Raw genomic sequence first — 21,161 nt, 5'->3', positions numbered from 1 at the left:
CGGCATGGCCCGTCCGGTCATCGCCGACACCGTCTCGGCCGCCCGGACGGTGACCCTGCAATTCGACGACAATGCCCTGCTGCCGATCCTCTATGGCGAGCATGACCGGCACCTGGCGCGGATCGAGCAGGTGCTGGAGGTGCGGCTGTCCAGCCGCGGCAACCGCCTGGCGATCACCGGATCGGGCAGCGCGGCCGAGGTGGCGGAGGTGGCGCTGCGGCGCCTGTGGCGGCAGGTGGAACGAGGAGAGGTGATCGGCATGTCCGAAGTCGATGCGGCGCTGCGCCTGGCCGATGGGCCCTCCCCCCCGGTGCCGGCGGCGCGGGCGGGCGGCGAAGGGCGGGAGCCGCGCCTGCCGCTGGCCGACCTGCCGGCGATCCGCACCCGCAAGGGCGCCATCGCCCCGCGCAGCCACGCCCAGGCCGCCTATATGGACCAGCTGGCGCGGCACGACATGGTCTTCGGCATCGGCCCGGCCGGCACCGGCAAGACCTACCTCGCCGTGGCGCAGGGCGTCGCCCTGCTGCTGGCCGGCCGGGTCGACCGCATCGTGCTGTCGCGCCCGGCGGTCGAGGCCGGCGAGCGGCTGGGCTTCCTGCCCGGCGACATGAAGGAGAAGGTCGATCCCTATCTCCGCCCGCTCTACGACGCGCTGCACGACATGATGCCGGCCGACCAGGTGCAGCGCCGCATCGTCTCCGGCGAGATCGAGATCGCGCCGCTGGCCTTCATGCGCGGCCGCACCCTCGCCCACTGCTACGCCATCCTGGACGAGGCGCAGAACACCACCCCGGCCCAGATCAAGATGTTCCTGACCCGCATGGGCGAGGGCTCGCACATGGTGGTCACCGGCGATCCGACCCAGGTCGACCTGCCGCCGGGGCAGAAATCCGGCCTGGTGGAGGCGCTTTCCATCCTCGACGGGGTGCCGGGCATCGCCGTGTCCCGCTTCGCTGAACAGGATGTGGTGCGGCATCCGCTGGTGGCGCGGATCGTCGCCGCGTATAACCGCGCCGACGAATCGGCCGGCCAGTCCTCCCCGCGCTTCCAGGCGGGCATGGGCGGACGGCGCCGCGATGGGAACGGTCCCCCGCGGCAGGAAGGAGAGTGATGGAACCGGGAAGTCGTACGCCCGCCCACGGTGACGTGGACGGGCAACCCACGCCGGAGATCGTCGTCGTCATCGACGACCCGGCCTGGCGGGCGGCAGTGCCGCGCGCCGAAGACCTGGCGCGCCGCGCCGCCGCCGCCGCCTGGGCCGAGATGGCCAGCGACGGCTTCAGCCTGGACACCGCGCCACCCGGCGCGCCCCAGGGCGCCATGACCATCCTGCTGACCGACGACCGGGCGGTGAAACGCCTGAACGGCGAGCATCGCGGCAAGGTCAAGCCCACCAACGTGCTGTCCTTCCCCGGCGAGGGCTTCGGCCATCTCGGCGACATCGCCCTCGCCCTCGGCGTGGTGCGGCGGGAAGCGCGCGGGGCGCAGCGCCGCGTCGCCGCGCATCTGGCGCATCTGGTGGCGCATGGCACGCTGCATCTCGGCGGCCACGACCATGTCCAGGCCGGCGAGGCCCGCCGCATGGAGCGCGCCGAGGCGCGGATCATGCGCCGCCTGGCCCTGCCCAACCCGTGGCGGGGCGTGCTGTGAGCGAGACCCAGATCCGCGACGGCATCCTCTGGCGGCTGCAGGGCCTGCTGCGCCGCAAATCCGCCGAGAGCGTGCGCGACCAGGTCGAGGCCCTGGTCGAGGGCCGCGAGCACCATGAGCACCACGAGCATGTCGGCCCGCCGCGGCCGGAGCTCGACGCCCAGGAACGCGCGCTGCTGACCAATGTGCTGAAGCTGCGCGGCAAGACCGCCAGCGACGTCATGGTGCCGCGCGCCGATATCGTCGCCATGCCGGAGGACCTCACCCTCGACCAGGCGATCCGCCTGATCCAGCGCGAGGGCCACAGCCGCTTTCCGATCTATCGCGGCCAGCTCGACGAGATCGTGGGCATGGTCCACATCAAGGACGTCTTCGCCAGCGTCGGCCGCGAGGCGCCCTTCAGCATGGCGGCGGTGCTGCGCAAGCCGCTCTTCGTGGTGCCCTCGGTGCCGGTGCTCGACCTGCTGCTGCAGATGCGCCAGGCGCGGATGCACCTGGCCCTCGTCGTCGACGAATATGGCGGCATCGACGGGCTGGTGACCATCGAGGACCTGGTGGAGACCATCACCGGCGACATCTCGGACGAGCATGACGAGGTCGCCGCCCCCCAGCTGGTCGAGCGGACCGACGGGCTGATCGACCTCGACGCCCGCACGCCGATCGAGCTCTTCGAGGAGAAGCTCGGCGCCGTGCTGACCGAGGACGAGCGCGAGCAGGACATCGACACCGTGGGCGGCCTGGTCTTCACCCTGGCCGGCCGCGTGCCGGCCAAGGGCGAGCTGGTCTCGCACGCCTCGGGCCTGGAGTTCCGCGTGCTCGAGGCCGATCCGCGGCGCATCCGCCGGCTGCGGGTGCGGCGTCCCGGGGTGACCGCGGCGAAGGCCGCGGCCGAGTAAAAGAAGACAGGGTTCAGGCCAGGGGGAATGAATTCCCCCTGGACCCCCTTCTTCTTTCTGCGGTGGCTGCCGCATCCACGTGGCGACAGCAGGCGAAACGGCCCCGTGGCTGCGCGACCTTCGCGGTTGCAACAGTTTTATGAAATCTGCGTCCCGCCGCGCTGCCTGGGTGTCGCCCGAGGCCAGGCGCAGGTCCCGTGACGGCCGTTCATCAAAAAAAGATGGGGTCCAGGGGAATTCATTCCCCTGGCCTACCCTTGTTGCTGACTGCAATTTGCCCCTGCCTTCTCTTGGGAGGATACTCGGCGTCCTCCCGGAAAAGGCTGGCCACCGCTTTGCTTTCCAAGCTTTCCGCCCTCACGGGCCGTTCCGCCTTGCTGGCTGCCTTCGGCCTCGGGGTGATCGCGGCGCTGGCCTTGCCGCCCCTGTATGCCGTGCCGGCGCTGCTGGTGGCGGTGCCCGGCCTGCTGGCGCTGCTGGGGGGCGCGGCCAGCTGGAAGCGGGCCGGGTGGATCGGCTTCGCCTTCGGCTGGGGCCATCATGTCGCGGGTCTCTACTGGATCAGCCATGCGCTGCTGACCGATCCCTGGCGCTGGGGCTGGCTGGTGCCGATCGCGGTGCCGGGGCTGGCGCTGCCGCTGGCGGTCTATGCCGCGCTGGCCGCCATCATCGCCTGGCGGGCGGCGCCGGGCTGGCCGCGCTGGCTGGCGCTCGCGGGCGCCTGGACGCTGCTGGAATGGGCGCGCGGGCTGATCCTGACCGGCTTCCCCTGGAACGCCCTGGGCACCGTCTGGGCCTTCGACGCGCTGCCGCTGCAGGGCGCCGCCTATGTCGGCGTCTATGGGCTGTCCCTCGTCACGCTGCTGGTCGCCGGCACGCCCTATCTGGGGCGGCGGGCGATGGCGGCGGGCGCGGCCGGGCTGGCGCTGCTCGGCGGGCTCGGCTTCGCCCGCCTGGCGCAGCCGCTGCCGGAGGGCCCCGGCGTCGACGTCATGCTGGTGCAGGGCAATGTCCAGCAGGAGGCCAAGTGGCGCGAGGACCAGCGCTGGCCGATCTTCCGCCGCTACCTGGAGCTGACGCGGCAGGGCGTCGGCCAGCGCGGCCCCGCCGAGCGGCCGCTGGCGGTGATCTGGCCGGAGACCGCCAGCCCCTTCCTGCTGCCGCAGGACGAGGCGGCGCGCGGCTATGTGGCGCAGGTGCTGCCCGCCCGGGGCATGCTGCTGGGCGGCTCGGTGCGGGTCGACTGGACGCCGGAGGGCAAGGTCGACCATCTCTACAACAGCCTCTCGGCGGTGGACGCCCAGGGGCAGCTGCGCGCGGTCTATGACAAGGCGCATCTGGTGCCCTTCGGCGAGTACATGCCGCTGCGCGGGCTGATCCCGATTCGCATCGTCGAGGGGGCGGGCGAATTCGCCGCCGGGCCCGGGCCGGTGGCCCTGGCCCCGGGCGGCGGCATCCCGCCCTTCAGCCCGCTGATCTGCTACGAGGTGATCTTCCCGGCGGCGGTCAGCCCGGCGGAGCGGCCGGCCTGGCTGGTCAACATCACCAACGATGCCTGGTTCGGCTTCTCGGCCGGTCCCTTCCAGCATCTGGCCGCCGCCCGGCTGCGCGCGGTGGAGGAAGGCCTGCCACTGGCCCGCGCCGCGCAGACCGGCGTTTCCGCGCTGTTCGATGCAAGAGGCAGCTTGGCAGGGCACATCAGACTGGGCGATATGGCCACGCTCAAGCTTTCGCTGCCCGGCTCGCTCCCCGCGACGATCTTCGCCCGCTTCGGCAATTGGGGGGCGATCCTGCTGGGCCTTCTGGCCCTGGCGGTTGCAGCGGCGGGAAGCTTCTCCACGCTGAGGCGACAGAAGGCGGTCGCTTCGTCGAATAATTGAGAATTCTCGAAAGAGTTGACAACTTCCTACTACCGGGTTTAGGGACATTGCGCCTATGCAAGGCGGGGGGTTGCGGCACGGCGGCCCTCGCAAGAGACGCAAGCCAGGCCTCTGCTGGGGCGGCGGAATTCTGCGGTCGGTGGCGGAGGTTGGACCATGCCCAGCGATGACGTGATGGAGAAGACCGAGCGCGAGCATCGGCCAAGCCCCATCGATGTGCATGTCGGCAGCCGGGTGCGCCTGCGCCGCACGCTGCTGGGCATGAGCCAGGAGAAGCTGGGCGAGGCGCTCGGCCTGACCTTCCAGCAGGTGCAGAAATACGAGCGCGGCGTGAACCGCATCGGCGCCAGCCGGCTGTTCGACCTGGCCCGCGTGCTCGACGTGCCGATCGGCTTCTTCTTCGACGACATGCCGGATGCGATGGGCGGCCAGACCGCGCTGCGCGCCCGCATGGGCGGCTTCGCCGAGCAGCAGGAAGGCTTTGAGGACGACACGCTGCACAAGCGCGAGACGCTGGAGCTGGTGCGCGCCTATTACCGCATCACCGAGCCCGCCGTGCGCAAGCGGGTCTTCGACCTGATCAAGAGCCTGGCGCCGACGGATTGACCGTCTTCCGGTTGCCGGCGCTGCCGGCGCCCCGAAACGACAAAGGCCGGGTCTTCCCCGGCCTTTTTCCTGTCCGGAGCTCGGCCCGGCTCAGTTCTGCCCCGGCTTCAGTTCTGCACGGCCAGCGCCCGGCGCGGCAGGGCGATGCGGTTCTGCCGCAGCTCGGCGGCGCCCTCGGCCACGGTGCGCTCGACCGCGGCGGTCAGCGTCTTGCGGTTGGCGAAGTCGCGCGGGTCGACCGGCTCGTGCAGCAGCACGGTGACGCGGCCGCCCGGACGGCGCGCCAGCCGCCAGAAATGGCTGCCGATATCCATGTCGCCATACCAGGCGAAGAGCGGCCGGTCGCGCCGGCAGGCCGGCAGGCCGCCCAGCCGGTCATAGACCACCGAGACCGGCTGCACCTCGGCCGCCGCATCGGCCACCGCCAGGAAGGAGGAGCGGAACGGCAGCACCCGCGTGCCGTCGTTGCTGGTGCCTTCCGGGAACAGGATCATGCTGTCGCCGGCGCGCAGCCGTTCGCGCATCGCATCCGCCTCGCTGCCGGTCCGCCCGCGGGAGCGGCTGACGAAGACGGTGCGGCCGAGACGGGCCACGGTGCGCACCAGCGGCCAGGTGCCGACCTCGGCCTTGGCGACGAAGACCGCGTCCAGCGTGCCGCCGAGCACCAGCACGTCGAGCCAGGAGGAATGGTTGGCCAGGTACATCACCGGCCGGGCCGTGCTGCGCTGGCCGACCACCTGCACCCGCAGCCCGATCAGCCGGCAGAGCACCGCGTGGTAAAGCCGGGCGAAGCGGCGCTTGCCCTCGCCGGGCAGCGCCAGCAGCAGCGTCTGGACGGGGATGCAGAGCAGCGTCCAGAGCAGCACCGAGGCCAGCCGCCGCACCGCGCGCAGCCGTCCGGCCAGCGGGCGCGGATTGTCCCCCAGGATCTCGCCGAAGCTGCCCGGCGAGGGGCGGAGGCGGGGCACGCTGGCCCGGCGGCGCTGCGGCGGCGCGGCGGGCTGGGCGGCATCCAGGGAGGTTCGGGCTGTGGCCTGCATGCTGACGGCGATAGCTTAGCCACCGCGGCACCACAATGACGCTACCGTTTCGGCGTCATGACATCCGCGGCAGCGCGACGGCGGCGGCGCGCCGCCGCCGCCGCGTCACTCGTGGCCGCCGCTGCGGTGCCGCTCGTAGTGGCGGGAGTATTTCTGGGTCACCAGGTCGGTCTTCACCACGATGCAGACATCGGTGGTGTTGAACTGGGTGTCGACCACCGCGCCGTCGCCGACGAAGCCGCCGAGGCGCAGATAGCCCTTCACCAGCGGCGCCAGCTCGGCCAGGGCCTGGCGCTGGTCAATCGCCGCCGGGTCCATGCGGTCCATCGCCACGAAGCGTTCCGGCAGGGCGCGCGGCCGCATCGCCTCGGGCGCCAGGTGGAAGCTGTGCAGGTAGGAGAGCTGCAGCGCCAGCGCGTCCAGGTCGGTGCCCGGCAGGCTGGCGCAGCCGAACATCAGGTCGATGCCATGCACCGAGACATAGGCGGCGATGCCCGACCAGAGCAGCTGCATCGCCGCCCGGTTGCGGTATTGCGCATCGACGCAGGAGCGGCCCAGCTCCAGCACCTTGCCCTGGGCCAGCAGCGGCCGGATGTCGTATTCCGAGGCCGAATAAAAGCCGCCGGCCCGCGCCGCGGCGGATTCGCGGATCAGCCGGTAGGTGGCGACCACGCCTTCCGGCCCGTCGCCCAGATTGTGGTCGACCACCAGCAGGTGGTCGGCGACGGCGTCGAAGGCGTCGCGGTCACGCTCGGCGGCGGCGGTCGCGGGATCGGGATGCGCGCCCATCTCGCCGTAGAAGATGCGGTAGCGCAGCGCCTGCGCCGCATCGACCTCCCCGGGCGTCGTGGCGACGCGGACCCCGAGATTGCCGCTGCGCAGCTCGCCGAAGCCGGCCTCTCTCATGCACCCTCTCCGCTGCGGCGCTTCGGCGCGCGGCGCGGCGGGGTGGCGGCCTCGGGCGCGGCGCGGCGGCCGAACAGCTCCAGCCGGTGGCCGACCAAGCGGAAGCCGAGCCGGGCGGCGATCGCCTCGGCCAGCGCCTCGTGCTGGCTGTCGGAGAATTCGATGACCTTGCCGGTCTCGATGTCGATCAGGTGGTAGTGGTGGCCATGATCGGTGGCCTCGTAGCGGGCGCGGCCGCCGCCGAAATCGTGCCGCTCCAGGATGCCCTTCTCCTCCAGCAGCCGGACGGTGCGATAGACCGTGGCGATGGAGACGCGGGAATCGAGAGCCAGCGCCCGGCGGTAGAGCTCCTCCACATCCGGATGGTCGACCGCCTCGGAGAGCACGCGCGCGATCAGACGGCGCTGCCCGGTCATCTTCAGCCCGCGCTCGATGCACAGACGCTCGATCCGCATCGGATCCGGCTTGGCCTCGGCGGGTTGGTGCGTGTCGGTGCGCGTGTCCATGGGCGGGGTCGGTTGCTCTCCAATGCGCGGCCGCGCGGGAATCCTCGGCCGCGACGACTGCCGGCGGGGCAGCCCCGGCAGCCTTTATGACACGACGGCCCGGCGCGCCATATGCAGCATAGGCCACATTCTGCGCCAGACGGGATGCCGCTTGCCATCAACCGCGCGGCAAGGCAAGGGCCGCGTCAGGGCGGCCCGGCCCGGCAGCCGGGTGCCGGAGAGGGCGGGCTTTCCCGGCTCAGCCCCCCTGCCCATGCCCCCTGCCCATGCCCCCTGCCCGCGCTTCCTGCCTCTCCCTGGCCTCAGGCGGCCACGGCGGCTCCCCGGCGCGGCCGGCCGCCACGCGGCTTGGTGCCCAGGCCGATCTTCTTCGCCAGCGAGGAGCGGTGCTTGGCGTAGTTCGGCGCCACCATCGGGTAGTCCTGCGGCAGGCCCCAGCGTTCCCGGTACTGCTCCGGCGTCATGTCATAGGCGGTCTTCAGGTGGCGCTTCAGCATCTTCAGCTTCTTGCCGTCCTCGAGGCACACCAGATATTCGTCGGTGACCGACTTCTTCACCGGCACCGCCGGCTGCGGCCGCTCCGCCGGGGCGGCAACGGCCACCGGGGCGGCGCCGAGGCCGGACAGCGTGCGGTGCACCTGCTCGATCAGGGACGACACATCCGTCAGCGGCACCGAGTTGTTGGATACATGGGCTGCGACAATCTGCGCGGTCAGGCCCAGTAGTTCACGCCCACCCTGTTCTTCGGACATTTTTAATCCTTATGGAAACGGCCGGTCGAGCGGCCACCGATGCGCCGCCATGACTTGCCGAACCCTATCGCTGATCGGCGCTGTCCTGCAACGGCAAACGCAACCGAAGTGGTGAAAGACCAAGTGATGACCGCCAATACAGGGCTCCAAGAAAATGTCTTCGACCGTTCGGTCGATATAACCGGCGAGACTTGCCCGATGACCTTCGTCCGCACCCGGCTGGCGTTGGACCGCATGCAGCCCGGCGAAATTCTGCTGGTGCTTCTCAAGGGTGACGAGCCGCGCGCCAATATCCCGCGCACCGCAACGGAACAGGGACATGCGGTGATCGACCAGCAGGAGGCGGAAGGCGGCGTGCTGCGCCTGCGGCTGCGCAAGGGCGGCGCCTGACGGCCGGACCGGACACGGGCCGCCTTTGAAGTGGTCTCCCGGGGGTCGTCTCGGGGGGCCGCCTCAGGCGGCGGCCAGGTCCAGCTTCAGCACCAGCGCGTCGCTGCCATCGGGGTAGTAGCGGCGGCGACGCCCGACCTCGGCGAAGCCGGCCGCGGCATAGAGCGCCTGCGCCGCCGCATTGCCGGCCGAGACCTCGAGGAACAGCGCCGCCGCGCCGCGCGCCGCGGCGGCCAGGGCGGTGGTCTCCAGCAGGGCCATGGCCAGCCCTTGGCGGCGCGCCGCGGGATGCACCGCCAGCGTCAGGATCTCGGCCTCGTCGGCGGCGACGCGGGCCAGGATGAAGCCGGCCTCGGCCGCCAGCAGGCCGAAGGCGCCGCGCATCTCCAGCATCAGCCGCAGCGCGTCCGGCCCCCAGGCATCCTGCGGCGGGAAGCTGGCGCCGTGCAGCGCGGCCAGCAGCTCGGCCGCCTCCGGCCCGATCTGCCGCAGCACGGGGCTCAGCCCTGGCCGGCCTGGCGCGCGGCGGGCGGCGTCACCGCCGGCGGCTCGACATAGAGCGGCAGGCAGGCGCGCGGCGGCAGTTTTCCCTGCAGCCGCAGCGCGGCGACGGCGGCCACGGCGGCGGCATCGGGCAGCAGGGCCCCGGTCAGCAGGGCGCGGTCGCCGAGTTGCGCGGCCAGCAGCGGCGCGGCGTCGCCGACCAGGGCCACCACCCCCTCCGGCACCGGCAGGGCGTCGAGCGGGAAGGGTTCGGGCGGGCCGAGCGGGGTCAGCGAACCCGGCGCGAATCGCTCGAGCAGGATCCGCCCGCGCCTGGTGTCGGTGGCCGACCAGACGGCATGGGCGGCGCGGAGCTCCTCCGGCAGCGACGCGGCCAGGGCCTCGCCGGTGCTGACGCCGATCGCCGGGCGGCCGGCGGCCAGCGCCACGCCCTGCGCCAGGGCCAGGGCCGCGCGGATGCCGGTGAAGCCGCCCGGGCCGACCACGGCGGCCACCGCGTCGAGGCTGGCCGCCGCCACCCCCGCCTCGGCCAGCACCGCGGCCACCATCGGCGGCAGCGCCACGGCCTGGCCGCGCGCGCCCTCGGCCGCGCGCGCCGCCAGCACGCGCCCCTCCGCCCAAACCGCCGCCGAGGCGCGCGCCAGCGCGCCGTCCAATGCCAGGATCCGCATGGCCCGCTGCATAGGGCAGAAAGCGGTGGCGTGAAACAGGCGCGGGCGTATCGCGGCGCGGCCGGCGGTGGCAGGATGCCGGCCATGCTGCTCCCCGTCACCGCGGCCGATGGCTTTGTCCTCGACCTCCGCTACGCCACGCCGGACAACCTGACCGGCGCGCCGATCTACAGCCGCCCGGTCGCCCTGCTGCTGCCCGAGGCGCGCGATTGCCTGTTCGCCGCGCGCGACCAGGCCGCCCGGCTGGGGCTACAGATCAAGATCTTCGACGCCTTCCGGCCGCTGGAGGCGCAATGGGCGCTGTGGCACGCGGTGACCGACAAGCGCTTCGTCGCCGACCCCAGGCTGGGCGGCGTGCATCCGCGGGGTGCGGCGGTCGACCTGACGCTGCTCGACGCCGCGACGGGGGAGGCGTTGCCGATGGGCACCGGCTTCGACGCGGTGCAGCCGGAAAGCGCGCATGGCCATGCCGGGGTGCCGGTCGCCGACCAGCGCCACCGTGCCCTGCTGCTCGGGCTGATGACGGCGGCCGGCTTCGACCACTACAAGCTGGAATGGTGGCACTACCAGCTGCCGCAGGCGCGGCGCTTCCCGCCGCTGAGCGCCTCCGCCGTGGCCGGCGGCCCTATGTGACAAACGATACCGCCACCAACCCAGCCTGGGCCCGGGCGTTGAACCGGGCGACACGCACTGCCAGATAGGCCGCCATGCTCCGCCGCTCGCTCCTTGCCGCCCTGCCCCTCCTGCCGCTGGTCCCGCTCGCACGGCCCGCTCTGGCGCAGGGAACCGCCGCCGCCAGCCAGGCCGTGGTGGCCCGCGCCGAGGCCTATCTGAACGGCATCACCACGCTGCGCGCCCGCTTCCTGCAGATCGCGCACAATGGCGGCACGGCCGAGGGCAATGCCTATATCTCCCGCCCCGGGCGGATGCGCTTCGACTACGACCCGCCGGAGCAGCTGCTGCTGGTCGCCTCCGACGGCCAGTTTCTCTACTACGACCGCGAGCTGCGGCAGCCTTCGATCGTCCCGGTCGGCTCGACCCCGCTGGGCTTCCTGCTGCGCGCGCAGATCCGCTTCGCGGGCGACATCGAGGTGATGAATGTCGACCGCCGCAACGGCCTGGCCAGCATCACCGCCCGCCGCCGCGACGCCCCCGCCGAGGGCCGCATCACCCTGGTCTTCGCCGAGGAGCCGATGGAGCTGCGGCAATGGATCGTGGTGGACAGCCAGCAGCGCGAGACCCGCGTCACGCTGAACGCCATGGAGCGTGGCATGCCGCTGCCGCGCGGCATGTTCACCTTCAACGACCCGACCTTCTTCGAGCGCGAGGAGCAGCGGCGCTGAGCCAGCCCGGCACCAGCGTCTGGGCTGGGCCGCGAGGCATGCGGGAATAAGGCCTTGATTGCGCCGCACGGCGGCGCGACCTTTCAGCCATGCGTCCGCTCATCGGCATCCCCTGCTGCATGAAGGCCTTCGGGGCCTTCGCCATGCCCAACCACGCCGTCTCCGACCATTACATCAAGGTCGTGCTGGGGCCGATCGGCGGCATGCCGGTGCTGCTGCCGGCCGCCGGCGACAGCGTGGCGGCGGAAATGCTGCCGCGCCTCGACGGGCTGATGCTGACCGGCAGCCGCTCCAACGTGCATCCCGACCTCTATGCCGGGCCGCCGCATCTGGAGGGCACGCCCGAGGATTGCGAGCGCGATTCCACCACCCTGCCGCTGATCCGCGGCGCGCTGGCGCGCGGCCTGCCGCTGCTGGCGATCTGCCGCGGCTTCCAGGAGCTGAACGTGGCGCTGGGCGGGACGCTGGACCAGCGGGTGCAGGACCTGCCGGGCCGCCTGGACCATTCGACCCCGGTCGACCAGGCGCTGCCCCGGGTGCGGACCGGCAAGGCGCATGCGGTGCGCATCGCCCAGGACGGGGCGCTGGCCCGGCTATGGTCCGGCCTCGACTTCGACCCCGATGCGGTGCCGGTGAACTCGCTGCACAACCAGGCGGTGCGCGACGCGGCGCCGCGGCTGGTGCCGGAAGGCTGGGCGCCGGATGGCACCATCGAGGCCGCCCATGTCCGCGACTCGCAGGGCTTCGCCGTCGGCGTGCAGTGGCATCCGGAATACGACTGGGCCGGGGACGCGCTTTCTCGCCGGCTTTTCGAAGCCTTCGGGGCCGCCGCGACGGCGCATGCCCGCGCCAGGGCCGCCACGCCCGCGCTTGCGGCCGAATAGACACAGCTTGCGCCGATCTGCACCGTTCAAACGTTTTTGAGTTGCGGCGGATATCGCTTATAATCCGCCGTGGAGCTGCCACATTAGGCGGCGGTGGTCCGGTACCCCCCCGGCTCACCCGACCATTCCCCCCAGGAATGTCATCCCCCCCGAGGCGCCCGGTCTCCCCCAGACCGGGCGCCGTTCGTTTGCGCGGGGCGCAAACCGGCGGCCGCCCCCGCCAGAGCCCCTGGCAAGCGCCGCGCTGTCTCTCTAATGCTGGCGCATGCCCAACCTTCGCCTGCTGACCTGGAACATCAACTCCGTCCGCCTGCGCCTGCCGCTGCTGGCCGAGGTGGCGCGCGAGCTCGCCCCCGACGTCATCTGCCTGCAGGAGACGAAATGCCCGGACGAGCTTTTCCCGCACGAGGCCATCGCGGCGCTCGGCTATGCCCACCGGGCGGTGCGCGGGATGAAGGGCTACAACGGCACCGCCATCCTCTCGAAGCTGCCCTTCGCCGAGCGGGTCGCCGACCCCAACTGGTGCGAGCGGGGCGACTGCCGGCATCTCGGCGTCGACCTCGACGTGCCCGGCGGGCTGGAGCTGCATGATTTCTATGTCCCCGCCGGCGGCGACATCCCCGACCGCGACCTGAACCCGAAATTCGCCCACAAGCTGGATTTCCTCGCCGAGGTCACCGCCTGGAACGCGGCGCGCGGGCCGGCGAAGCGCGCCGTGCTGGTGGGCGACCTGAACATCGCGCCGCTCGAGGACGATGTCTGGAGCCACAAGCAGCTGCTGAAGGTGGTCTCGCACACCCCGGTCGAGGTGGCGGCGCTGAACGCCTGGGCCGCCGCCGGCGAATGGCACGACGCCATCCGCCATTTCGTGCCGCCGCCGGAGAAGCTCTACACCTGGTGGTCCTACCGGGCGAAGGACTGGCTGGCGGCCGATCGCGGCCGGCGCCTCGACCATGTCTGGTGCAGCCAGGACCTGGCCGGCAACCTGGCCCGGCACCATATCCACAAGGCGGCGCGCGGCTGGACCCAGGCCAGCGACCATGTTCCGGTGCTGCTGGAGCTGGCGCTCTGATCATAGGTGCGTGAGCATGACAGGGGTGCGCTCACCTCGCGCTTACGCTGCGATAAATTCTTGATTCGGGTGGCCTTTGCCGCCAAAGCCCTGCCGCCGGAAGGGGATGCAATTTTTCCCCTGCCGCAGCCGGGGCCCGGCCGGGCCTCCCGAAATCGGGGGATGCGGCCGGCGGCGCGGCCCGGCAGACTGCGAGAAACACTCCCCTGAGGAAGTTTGATGGCGCGTTTTCTGGTGACGGGCGGGGCTGGCTATGTGGGCAGCCATGTGGTGCTGGCGCTCGTCGAGCGCGGCGACGAGGTCGTCGTCATTGACGACCTGCGCCAGGGGCATCGCGCCGCCGTGCCCGCCGGCGTGCCGCTGGTCGAGATGGACCTGGCCGACCGCCGGCAGCTGGCGGAGGTCTTCGCCGGCTGGAAGTTCGACGGGGTGCTGCATTTCGCCGCCCTCTCCCTGGTCGGCGAGAGCATGCGCGACCCGCTGCGCTACCTCTCGGAGAACCTGACCAACACGCTGGGCCTGGCGGATGCGGCGGTGAAGGCCGGCTGCCTGCGCTTCGTGCTCTCCTCCACCGCGGCGCTGTTCGGCTTCCCCGAGACGCTGCCGATCGACGAGACGGCGACGCTGCTGCCCGCCTCGGCCTATGGCGAGAGCAAGCTGATGGCCGAGCGCGGCCTGGACTGGGCCGACCGGGTGCACGGGCTGCGCTCCACCGCGCTGCGCTACTTCAACGCCGCTGGCGCCGATCCCAAGGGCCGGCTGGGCGAGGACCATGACCCCGAGAGCCACCTGATCCCGCTGGCGATCAACGCGGCGCTGGGCCTCGGGCCGGAGCTGACCGTCTTCGGCACCGACTACCCGACCGCCGACGGCACCTGCCTGCGCGACTATGTCCATGTCACCGACCTGGCGGATGCGCATCTGCGGGTGATGGACCGGCTGGTCGCCGGCGGGCCGAGCCGGCGCTACAATGTGGGCAATGGCAGCGGCTATTCGGTGCGCCAGGTGATCGAGGCGGTGGAGCGCGTCGCCGGCCGCCCCGTGCCGCACCGCATCGGCCCGCGCCGCGCCGGCGACCCGGCGGTGCTGGTGGCGAGCAATGCCCTGCTGCGGCAGGAGACCGGCTGGGCGCCGCGCTTCGACGCGCTGGACGACATTGTCCGCACCGCCTTCCAGTGGCGCGTCGCGCATCCGCGCGGCTATGGCGACCGCGCCCCGCCCGCCCAGGCCGCCTGAGCCGGCGCGGCCGACCGGTCCTGCCCGGCGGGGCGGATCAGCAGGTCGGATCGGCGGGGCGGACAGAAGTTGCCGGCGGCCGCAAAAATAAAGCCGGGCCGGCGGGGCTTGGCGAAGCCGCCGTCGGGGTCATCTCCCAACGATGGCGCCATCCCGTCCCGCTCCCGCTTCCGCTCCCCATGTGATCGTCATCGGCGCCGGCCCGGGCGGCCTGGCGGCCGCCATGCTGCTGGCGGCACGCGGCGCCCGCGTCTCGCTCTACGAGAAGGACGGCGTGGTCGGCGGCCGCAGCCGCCGGCTGGAGACGCCGGAAGGCTACCGCTTCGACCTCGGTCCCACCTTCTTCCTTTATCCGCGCATCCTGGAGGAGATCTTCGCCGAATGCGGCGAGCGGCTGGCCGACCATGTCCGGCTGACCCGGCTCGACCCGCAATACCGGCTGGTCTTCGGCGGCGGCGCCGGGCCGGTGATCGACGCCACCCCGGACCCGCTGCGCATGGCCGAGGCGCTGACCGCCATCGACCCGGTCGATGCCGCCGCCCTGCCGCGCTTCCTGGCCGAGAACCGCCGCAAGCTGGAGATCTTCCGCCCCGTGCTGGAGCGCGGCTTCAGCTCGGCGGCCGACCTGCTGGCGCCGCCGGTGCTGCGGGCGCTGCCGCATCTGCGGCCGCATCTGTCGCTGGATGACGAGCTGAAGCGGCATTTCCGCGACCCGCGCACCCGGCTGCTGTTCTCCTTCCAGAGCAAGTATCTGGGCATGAGCCCGTTCCGCTGCCCCGGCCTGTTCAGCATCCTCTCCTTCCTGGAATACGAGCACGGCGTCTTCCATCCCGAGGGCGGCTGCAACGCGGTGGCCGGCGCCATGGCGCGGGTCGCGCAGCAGAAGGGCGTCGCGATCCATCTCGGCCAGGCGGTGGACCGCATCACCTTCCAGGGCCGCCGCGCCAATGGCGTCATCGTCGACGGCGAGAAGATCGAGGCCGATGCGGTGGTGATGAATGCCGACCTGGCGCATGCCCTGCCGAAGCTGGTGCCGGAGGCGCTGCGCCCGCGCTGGAACGACCGCAAGCTGGAAACCGCGCGCTATTCCTGCTCGACCGTCATGCTCTATCTTGGCGTCGAGGGACGTTTTCCGCAGTTGCCGCACCACACCATCCTGCTGGCCGAGCAGTACCGCCAGGGCCTGGAACAGATCGGCCGGGGCGAGATCCCGGACGAGCCCTCGCTCTATGTGCACAACCCGGTGGCCACCGACCCCTCCATGGCGCCGGAGGGGCATTCCTCGCTCTACGTGCTGATGCCGGTGGGCAATCTGCGCGACGGCGACACCGACTGGACGGCCGAGCGGCCGCGGCTGCGCGCCGCCATGCTGGACCGGCTGGTGGCGCTGGGCATTCCCGATATCGAGGCGCGCATCCGGCATGAGCGGATGGTGACGCCGCTGGACTGGCAGGAGGATTTTGCGGTGGGCTATGGCGCGACCTTCAACCTGGCGCACGACCTGGGGCAGATCCTGCACCGGCGCCCGGGCAACCGCTTCGGCGACACCCAGCACCTCTACCTGGTCGGCGGCGGCACCCATCCGGGCAGTGGCCTGCCGGTGATCTACGAGGGGGCGCGGATCAGCGCCGCGCTGCTGGCGCGCGACCTCGGCCTGCCCGGCCAGGCCATGCCCCACCTCCCCGGCGGGGGGCTCGCGGCATGAGCCGGCTGGTCGTCATCGGCGCCGGCCTGGGCGGGCTCGCCGCCGCCGTCACCGCCGCCGCGCGCGGCCACCGCGTGACGCTGCTGGAGAAGAACGAGTGGCTCGGCGGCAAGGCCGCGGTGCTGGAGCTGCCGGTGCCGGGCGGCAATGGCAGCTTCCGCTTCGACATGGGCCCGACCATCCTGACCATGCCGCGGGTGCTGAAGAAGATCTTCGCCGAGGCCGGGCGGCCGCTGGAGCAGGCGCTGCCGATGACCCGGCTCGACCCGCAATGGCGCTGCTTCTTCGCCGATGGCCGCCGCATCGACCTGCAGGAAGACATCGGCGCCATGGCCGCCAGCATGGAGGCCTTCGCGGCGGGCAGCGGCGAGGGCTACCGCCGCTTCCAGGCGATCGCCCGCCAGCTGCACGAGATCTCCGAGCGCTTCTTCTTCTGGAAGCCGGTGGGCGGCGTGGTCGACACCATGGACTGGCGCGCCCAGTTCAGCGGCCGCGCGCTCAGCGACCTGAAGGCGCTGCGCATGGGCCAGAGCATGGCCGGCGTGGTGCGCAAGGAGGTGCCGGACCCGCAGCTGGCGCAGATGCTCGACCATTTCTGCCAGTATGTCGGCTCCTCGCCCTATCTGGCGCCGGCGGTGCTGGCCGGCATCGGCGACATGCAGGTCTCCGAGGGCATCTGGTACCCGCAGGGCGGTACCCGCGGCGTCGCCACCGCCCTGGAGAGCCTGGCCGGCGAGCTCGGCGTCGAGCTGCGCCCCGGCTGCGCCGCCACCGGCATCGAGCTGGAGGGCGGCCGCGTCGTCGCGGTGAAGGCCGGCGCCGAGCGGATCGCCTGCGATGCCGTGGTCTCCAACGCGGATGCCATCCGCACCATGGTCGAGCTGCTGCCGCAGGGCGCCATCCGCGCGCCGAAGCACGAGCCGGCCTGCTCGGGCGTGGTGCTCTATCTCGGCCTCGACCGGCGCTATCCGCAGCTGGCGCATCACAGCTTCGTCTTCTCGGCCGATCCGGAAGCCGAGTTCGACGCCATCTACCGCCAGGGTGTCCCCGCCCCCGATCCCAGCGCCTATCTGGCGGCGCCCTCGGTCACCGACCCCACGGTCGCGCCGCAGGGTGGCGAGGCGCTCTACGTCCTGGTGCACACCCCCTATATCCGCCCCGGCCAGGACTGGCAGCAGATGCTGCCGGGCTACCGCCGCGTCATCCTCGACAAGCTGGCCCGCACCGCCGGCCTCGAGGACATCGAGAAGCACATCGTCGTCGAGCGCCACCTGACGCCGCCCGACATCCGCGACCGCTACGCGACGCTGGACGGCGCCATCTACGGCATCGCCAGCCATGGCCGCTTCGCCGGCGCCTTCAAGCCGAGCAACCGGGTCAAGCGCATCCCCGGCCTCTATCTGGCGGGGGGTGCCGCGCATCCGGGCCCGGGCATGCCGATGGTGCTGATGTCGGGCTGGATCGCGGCCGACGCGCTGCATCATGACCTCGGCACCCGCGGGGCGGCCTGACGCACACGGCCCGGCGATGACGCAGCGCGAGACAGGGGGGATACATCCCTGTGCGCTTGTCCTCTAGCCTGGGTGCCGTGGATCCGCTCGCCCTGCATTCGCCGACGCTGCTGCGCCTGGCCGCCGCCGCCTTCGCCCTGACGGCGCAGCGGCGGATGCGGGCGCTGCGCCTCGCCCGCTGGGGCACGCCGGCGGTCACCACCGGGCCGATCATCGTCTTCGCCAGCCATGCGAGCTGGTGGGACGGGATCTTCTTCATGCTGCTGGCGCGCCGGCTCTTCCCGGAGCGGCGCGGCTTCGTGCCGATGCAGGCGGCGGCCCTCGGACACTATTCGCTGTTCCGCCGGCTGGGCGCCTTCCCGGTCGACCCGCGCGCCCCGGCCGGGGCCTTCCTCGACACCGCTTCGCGCATCCTGGCGCGCGACATGCTGTGGATGAACGCGCCGGGCCGCTTCGCCGATCCTCGGCTGCGGCCGCAGCCGGTCGCCGCCGGCCTGGTCCGCCTGGCCGAGCGCATCCCCGAGGCGCAGTTCCTGCCGCTCGCCATGGAATACCCCTTCTGGAGCGCCCGGCGGCCCGAGATGCTCGCCGCCTTCGGCCCGCCCTTGCCAGGAACGGCGTTGCGCGCCATGCCTCGACCGGCACGCCGCGCCGCGCTGGCGGGGGCGCTCGGCGCCACGCTGGACCGGCTGGCCGGCGACGCCATGGCGCGCGACCCCGCGCGCTTCTTCCTGTTGGAGCGAGAGCGGAACGGCATGGGCGGCTTCTTCCACCGGCGGCGCGACGCGGCCTCCGCCGCCGGCATGGATCCGGAACTCGGCCAATGACGATGCTGCCCGTGACCGGCCTGGCGGCGCTGTCCTGCCTGCTGGCCGCGCTGCCGGCGGTGCTGGCGGCGCGCAACATCCTGCGCCAGCCGCGCCCGCACGGCACGCCCCCGGGCCCGGTGCTGGTCTCCATCCTGGTCCCGGCGCGCGACGAGGAGGCCAACCTGCCTTCCTGCCTGGCCGCCGCCCTGGCCAGCGAGGGCGTCGCCATCGAGCTGCTGGTGATGGATGACGGCAGCACCGACGGCACCGCTGGCCTGGTCCGCGCCGCCGCCGCCCGGGACGAGCGGGTGCGGCTGCTCGCCGCGCCGCCGCTGCCGCCCGGCTGGACCGGCAAGGTGCATGCCTGCGCCCGCCTGGCCGAGGCCGCCCGCGGCACGCATCTGCTGTTCATCGACGCCGATGTGCGGCTGGCCCCGCAGGCCGCCGCGGCGATGGCCGCCCATGCCGAGGATCACGGCCTGGCGCTGGTCACCGGCGTGCCGCGGCAGCGCCTGGGCAGCCTGGGCGAGGCGCTGACGGTGCCGGCCATCAACCTGCTGATGCTGGGCTACCTGCCCGGCGGCGGCCGCGCCGAGGGCTTCGCCGGCCGCCGCGATGCCAGCCTGGCCGCCGCCTGCGGCCAGCTGCTGCTGGTCGAGGCCACCGCCTATCGCGCCGCCGGCGGCCATGCCGCGGCGCCGGGCATCCTGCACGAGGCCCTGGCCCTGGCCCGCCGGCTGCGCGCCGCCGGCCACCGCACCGAGGTGGTCGATGGCAGCCGCCTGGCCGGCTGCCGCATGTATCACGACCTGCCCGGCGCCTGGGCCGGCTTCGCCCGCAACGCGCGCGAGGGCATGGCGACGCCGCGCGCCCTGCCGGTCTGGACCGCGCTGCTGGCGGGCGGCCACCTGCTGCCCTGGCTGGCGCTGGCGGGCGGCGGCGGCGCGCTGGCGCTGCTCGCCCTGCTGCTGTCCTTCGCCACCCGCGCCGCCATCACCTGGCATGCCCGCGAGCCCTGGTGGAGCGTACCGCTGCATCCGCTGACCGTCGCCACCGCGCTGGCCATCCAGTGGCGCGCCCTGCTCGGCCGCCCGCCCGGCTGGAAGGGCCGCCACTATGGCGCGGGGGGCGCTGCGTGAGCGCGCCGCCGCTGCCGCTGCCGGAGCACGAGCTCCCGGAAGACGGGATCCTGGCCGGGCCGCCCAGCCGCAGCCCGACCACGGAGAACTTTCCCGTCGCCTCGCGGCTGCTGGCGCCGGCGCTGCGCGGCCGGGTGCTGGCCTTCTACCATGTGGTCCGCGCGGCGGATGACATCGCCGACCATCCCGGCCTGTCGCCGGCGCAGAAGCTGGCGCGGCTCGACCGGCTGGCGGCGGCGCTGGAGGACCCCGCCAGCGGCCTGGCGATCGCCCGCGCGCTGCAGCGCAGCGGCGACGGCCTGGCCGAGGCGCGCGTCATGCTGACCGCCTTCCGCCAGGACGCGGCGCAGAGCCGCTATCCGGACTGGGCCGCGCTCGAGGATTACTGCGCCCGCTCCGCCGTGCCGGTCGGCCGGCTGCTGCTGCGGCTGCATGGCGAGGTCGATGCCGGCGCGCTGGAAGGCAGCGACGCGCTCTGCATGGCGCTGCAGATCCTCAACCACCTCCAGGACCTGGGCGACGACCGGCGGCTGCTCGACCGCGTCTACCTGCCGCAGGACTGGCTGGCGCTCGCCGGCGGCGAGGCGCGCTTCTTCGCCGATCCGGCCGCCCGCGCCCCGGTGCTGGCCTCGGCGCTCGACCGGGTGGAGGCGCTGCTCGACCGCGCCGCCCAGCTGCCGCGCCGCATCAACACCCGCCGCCTGGCGCTGGAGGCGGCGGTCACCCTGCATCTGGCGCGCCGCCTGCTGGCGCGGCTGCGCGACGGCGACCCGCTGGCCGCCCGCATCGCGCTGACGCGCGCCGATGTGGCGCGCGCCATCGTCGCCGCCCCGCGCCGCGGCGCCGGCGATGCGCGGCTGGTGCGCCAGCGGGTGCTGCGCGCCCGCTCCTCCTTCGGCGGCGGCATGGCGGCGGCGCGCGGCGAGGCGCGGCGCGCCCTCTTCGCGGTCTATGCCTTCTGCCGCGCGGTCGACGACATCGCCGACGGCGCCATGCCGGAGGCCGAGAAGCGCGCTTTGCTGGCGCAGTGGCGGCGCAAGCTGGAACTGCCCGACTGCCCGGTCTCGCGCGAGCTGGCCTGGGCGCGCATCGCCTTCACCCTGCCGCTGGCCGAGTGCCACGCCATGCTCGACGGCATGGAGGCGGATGCCGGGCCGAGCCGCCGCATCGCCGATGCGGCCGCGCTCGACGCCTATTGCCGGCAGGTGGCGGGCAGCGTCGGCGCGCTGGCGGTGCGCATCTTCGGCGCCGCCGAGGCCGAGCCCTTCGGCATCGCCCTCGGCCGCGCGCTGCAGCTGGTCAATGTGCTGCGCGACATCGACGAGGATGCGGCGCGCGACCGGCTCTACCTGCCGCAGGACGCGCTGCGCGCGGCCGGCCTGGCCGAGGCGCCGGCGCTCCGGCTCGCCGCCGACGACCGGCTGGCCGGGGTGGCGGCGCGCCTGGCGGACACGGCGGAGGCCGCCTTCGCCGAGGCCGAGGCGCTGCTGCCGCGCCACCGCCGCGCCGCGCTGCGCCCGGCGCTGCTGATGCTGGACGGCTATCGCCGGCTGCTGGCGCAGATGCGGGCGCGCGGCTTCGCCCCGCCGCGGCCGCGACAGCGGCTCGGCACCGGCGCGCGGCTGGCCGTGCTGCTGCGCGGTTGGGGCCGGTGAAGAGCT

22 protein-coding genes are annotated in these 21,161 nt (G+C 72.9%); 16 read left to right on the top strand and 6 right to left on the bottom strand.

Features of this window, described 5'->3' with window-relative positions; all coding sequences use genetic code 11:
* Positions 1-4 precede the first annotated feature (4 nt).
* The 5 genes from WFI16_RS00725 to WFI16_RS00705 all read left to right on the top strand — a co-directional run bounded on the left by WFI16_RS00725 (position 5) and on the right by WFI16_RS00705 (position 5,032).
* Positions 5-1,111: a PhoH family protein gene (locus tag WFI16_RS00725; protein ID WP_419897128.1), complete on the top strand. Its 1,107-nt coding sequence runs from the start codon at positions 5-7 to the stop codon at positions 1,109-1,111.
* Between the two features lie 35 nt (positions 1,112-1,146).
* A complete protein-coding gene (gene ybeY, locus WFI16_RS00720) occupies positions 1,147-1,650 on the top strand; it encodes an rRNA maturation RNase YbeY (RefSeq protein WP_442970618.1) in 504 nt (167 codons plus the stop codon).
* The gene (locus WFI16_RS00715; protein WP_419895870.1) at positions 1,647-2,546 is read left to right on the top strand and encodes a hemolysin family protein; all 900 of its coding nucleotides are present in this window, start codon (positions 1,647-1,649) and stop codon (positions 2,544-2,546) included. The genes ybeY and WFI16_RS00715 overlap by 4 nt, the downstream gene beginning before the upstream one ends.
* A 374-nt stretch (positions 2,547-2,920) precedes the next feature.
* The gene (gene lnt / locus WFI16_RS00710; RefSeq protein WP_419895869.1) at positions 2,921-4,426 is read left to right on the top strand and encodes an apolipoprotein N-acyltransferase; all 1,506 of its coding nucleotides are present in this window, start codon (positions 2,921-2,923) and stop codon (positions 4,424-4,426) included.
* Between the two features lie 156 nt (positions 4,427-4,582).
* Positions 4,583-5,032: a helix-turn-helix domain-containing protein gene (locus WFI16_RS00705; protein ID WP_160000381.1), complete on the top strand. Its 450-nt coding sequence runs from the start codon at positions 4,583-4,585 to the stop codon at positions 5,030-5,032.
* 107 nt (positions 5,033-5,139) lie between these two features.
* On the opposite strand, the gene WFI16_RS00700 is transcribed toward WFI16_RS00705, so the two are convergent.
* The 4 genes from WFI16_RS00700 to WFI16_RS00685 form a co-directional block, all read right to left on the bottom strand.
* Positions 5,140-6,072, bottom strand: coding sequence for a lysophospholipid acyltransferase family protein (locus tag WFI16_RS00700; RefSeq protein WP_419895868.1), 933 nt, complete (start codon positions 6,070-6,072; stop codon positions 5,140-5,142).
* Between the two features lie 105 nt (positions 6,073-6,177).
* A complete protein-coding gene (locus WFI16_RS00695) occupies positions 6,178-6,978 on the bottom strand; it encodes a GNAT family N-acetyltransferase (RefSeq protein ID WP_419895867.1) in 801 nt (266 codons plus the stop codon).
* Positions 6,975-7,484: a Fur family transcriptional regulator gene (locus WFI16_RS00690; RefSeq protein ID WP_419895866.1), complete on the bottom strand. Its 510-nt coding sequence runs from the start codon at positions 7,482-7,484 to the stop codon at positions 6,975-6,977. The genes WFI16_RS00695 and WFI16_RS00690 overlap by 4 nt, the downstream gene beginning before the upstream one ends.
* Positions 7,485-7,786: 302 nt before the next feature.
* Positions 7,787-8,236 carry a MucR family transcriptional regulator gene (locus tag WFI16_RS00685; RefSeq protein ID WP_419895865.1) on the bottom strand — a complete coding sequence of 150 codons (450 nt, stop codon included), beginning with the start codon at positions 8,234-8,236 and terminating at the stop codon, positions 7,787-7,789.
* Positions 8,237-8,275: 39 nt separating this feature from the next.
* On the opposite strand from WFI16_RS00685, the gene WFI16_RS00680 reads away from it, so the two are divergent.
* Complete coding sequence (locus WFI16_RS00680) at positions 8,276-8,626, top strand: sulfurtransferase TusA family protein (RefSeq protein ID WP_442970617.1); 351 nt, start codon at positions 8,276-8,278, stop codon at positions 8,624-8,626.
* A 63-nt stretch (positions 8,627-8,689) separates the two neighbouring features.
* On the opposite strand, the gene rimI is transcribed toward WFI16_RS00680, so the two are convergent.
* Positions 8,690-9,121 carry a ribosomal protein S18-alanine N-acetyltransferase gene (rimI, locus tag WFI16_RS00675; protein ID WP_419895864.1) on the bottom strand — a complete coding sequence of 144 codons (432 nt, stop codon included), beginning with the start codon at positions 9,119-9,121 and terminating at the stop codon, positions 8,690-8,692.
* Between the two features lie 5 nt (positions 9,122-9,126).
* Positions 9,127-9,801, bottom strand: coding sequence for a tRNA (adenosine(37)-N6)-threonylcarbamoyltransferase complex dimerization subunit type 1 TsaB (tsaB, locus tag WFI16_RS00670; protein WP_419895863.1), 675 nt, complete (start codon positions 9,799-9,801; stop codon positions 9,127-9,129).
* 84 nt (positions 9,802-9,885) lie between these two features.
* On the opposite strand from tsaB, the gene ddpX reads away from it, so the two are divergent.
* The 10 genes from ddpX to WFI16_RS00620 all read left to right on the top strand — a co-directional run bounded on the left by ddpX (position 9,886) and on the right by WFI16_RS00620 (position 21,155).
* Positions 9,886-10,434 (top strand): D-alanyl-D-alanine dipeptidase, encoded by a 549-nt coding sequence (ddpX, locus tag WFI16_RS00665; RefSeq protein WP_419895862.1) that lies wholly within the window; start codon positions 9,886-9,888, stop codon positions 10,432-10,434.
* Between the two features lie 74 nt (positions 10,435-10,508).
* Entirely contained in the window at positions 10,509-11,144 is a 636-nt protein-coding gene (locus tag WFI16_RS00660; protein WP_419895861.1) for a LolA family protein, read from the top strand.
* An 89-nt stretch (positions 11,145-11,233) separates the two neighbouring features.
* Positions 11,234-12,028, top strand: coding sequence for a gamma-glutamyl-gamma-aminobutyrate hydrolase family protein (locus tag WFI16_RS00655; protein WP_419895860.1), 795 nt, complete (start codon positions 11,234-11,236; stop codon positions 12,026-12,028).
* 265 nt (positions 12,029-12,293) lie between these two features.
* The gene (locus tag WFI16_RS00650) at positions 12,294-13,100 is read left to right on the top strand and encodes an exodeoxyribonuclease III (protein WP_419895859.1); all 807 of its coding nucleotides are present in this window, start codon (positions 12,294-12,296) and stop codon (positions 13,098-13,100) included.
* A gap of 219 nt (positions 13,101-13,319) precedes the next feature.
* Positions 13,320-14,336 carry a UDP-glucose 4-epimerase GalE gene (gene galE, locus WFI16_RS00645; protein WP_419895858.1) on the top strand — a complete coding sequence of 339 codons (1,017 nt, stop codon included), beginning with the start codon at positions 13,320-13,322 and terminating at the stop codon, positions 14,334-14,336.
* A 142-nt stretch (positions 14,337-14,478) separates the two neighbouring features.
* Positions 14,479-16,041, top strand: coding sequence for a phytoene desaturase family protein (locus WFI16_RS00640; protein ID WP_419895857.1), 1,563 nt, complete (start codon positions 14,479-14,481; stop codon positions 16,039-16,041).
* A complete protein-coding gene (locus WFI16_RS00635) occupies positions 16,038-17,552 on the top strand; it encodes a phytoene desaturase family protein (RefSeq protein WP_419895856.1) in 1,515 nt (504 codons plus the stop codon). The genes WFI16_RS00640 and WFI16_RS00635 overlap by 4 nt, the downstream gene beginning before the upstream one ends.
* A 77-nt stretch (positions 17,553-17,629) precedes the next feature.
* Positions 17,630-18,379, top strand: a complete 750-nt coding sequence (locus WFI16_RS00630; protein WP_419895855.1) for a lysophospholipid acyltransferase family protein — start codon at positions 17,630-17,632, stop codon at positions 18,377-18,379.
* Complete coding sequence (locus WFI16_RS00625) at positions 18,376-19,500, top strand: glycosyltransferase family 2 protein (protein WP_419895854.1); 1,125 nt, start codon at positions 18,376-18,378, stop codon at positions 19,498-19,500. The genes WFI16_RS00630 and WFI16_RS00625 overlap by 4 nt, the downstream gene beginning before the upstream one ends.
* Positions 19,497-21,155 carry a squalene/phytoene synthase family protein gene (locus tag WFI16_RS00620; protein WP_419895853.1) on the top strand — a complete coding sequence of 553 codons (1,659 nt, stop codon included), beginning with the start codon at positions 19,497-19,499 and terminating at the stop codon, positions 21,153-21,155. The genes WFI16_RS00625 and WFI16_RS00620 overlap by 4 nt, the downstream gene beginning before the upstream one ends.
* Positions 21,156-21,161 lie beyond the last annotated feature (6 nt).

Source organism: Roseomonas sp. USHLN139, from assembly GCF_037145735.1.
GTDB lineage: Bacteria > Pseudomonadota > Alphaproteobacteria > Acetobacterales > Acetobacteraceae > Pseudoroseomonas.
This window is presented reverse-complemented; position numbering and strand designations above follow the sequence as displayed.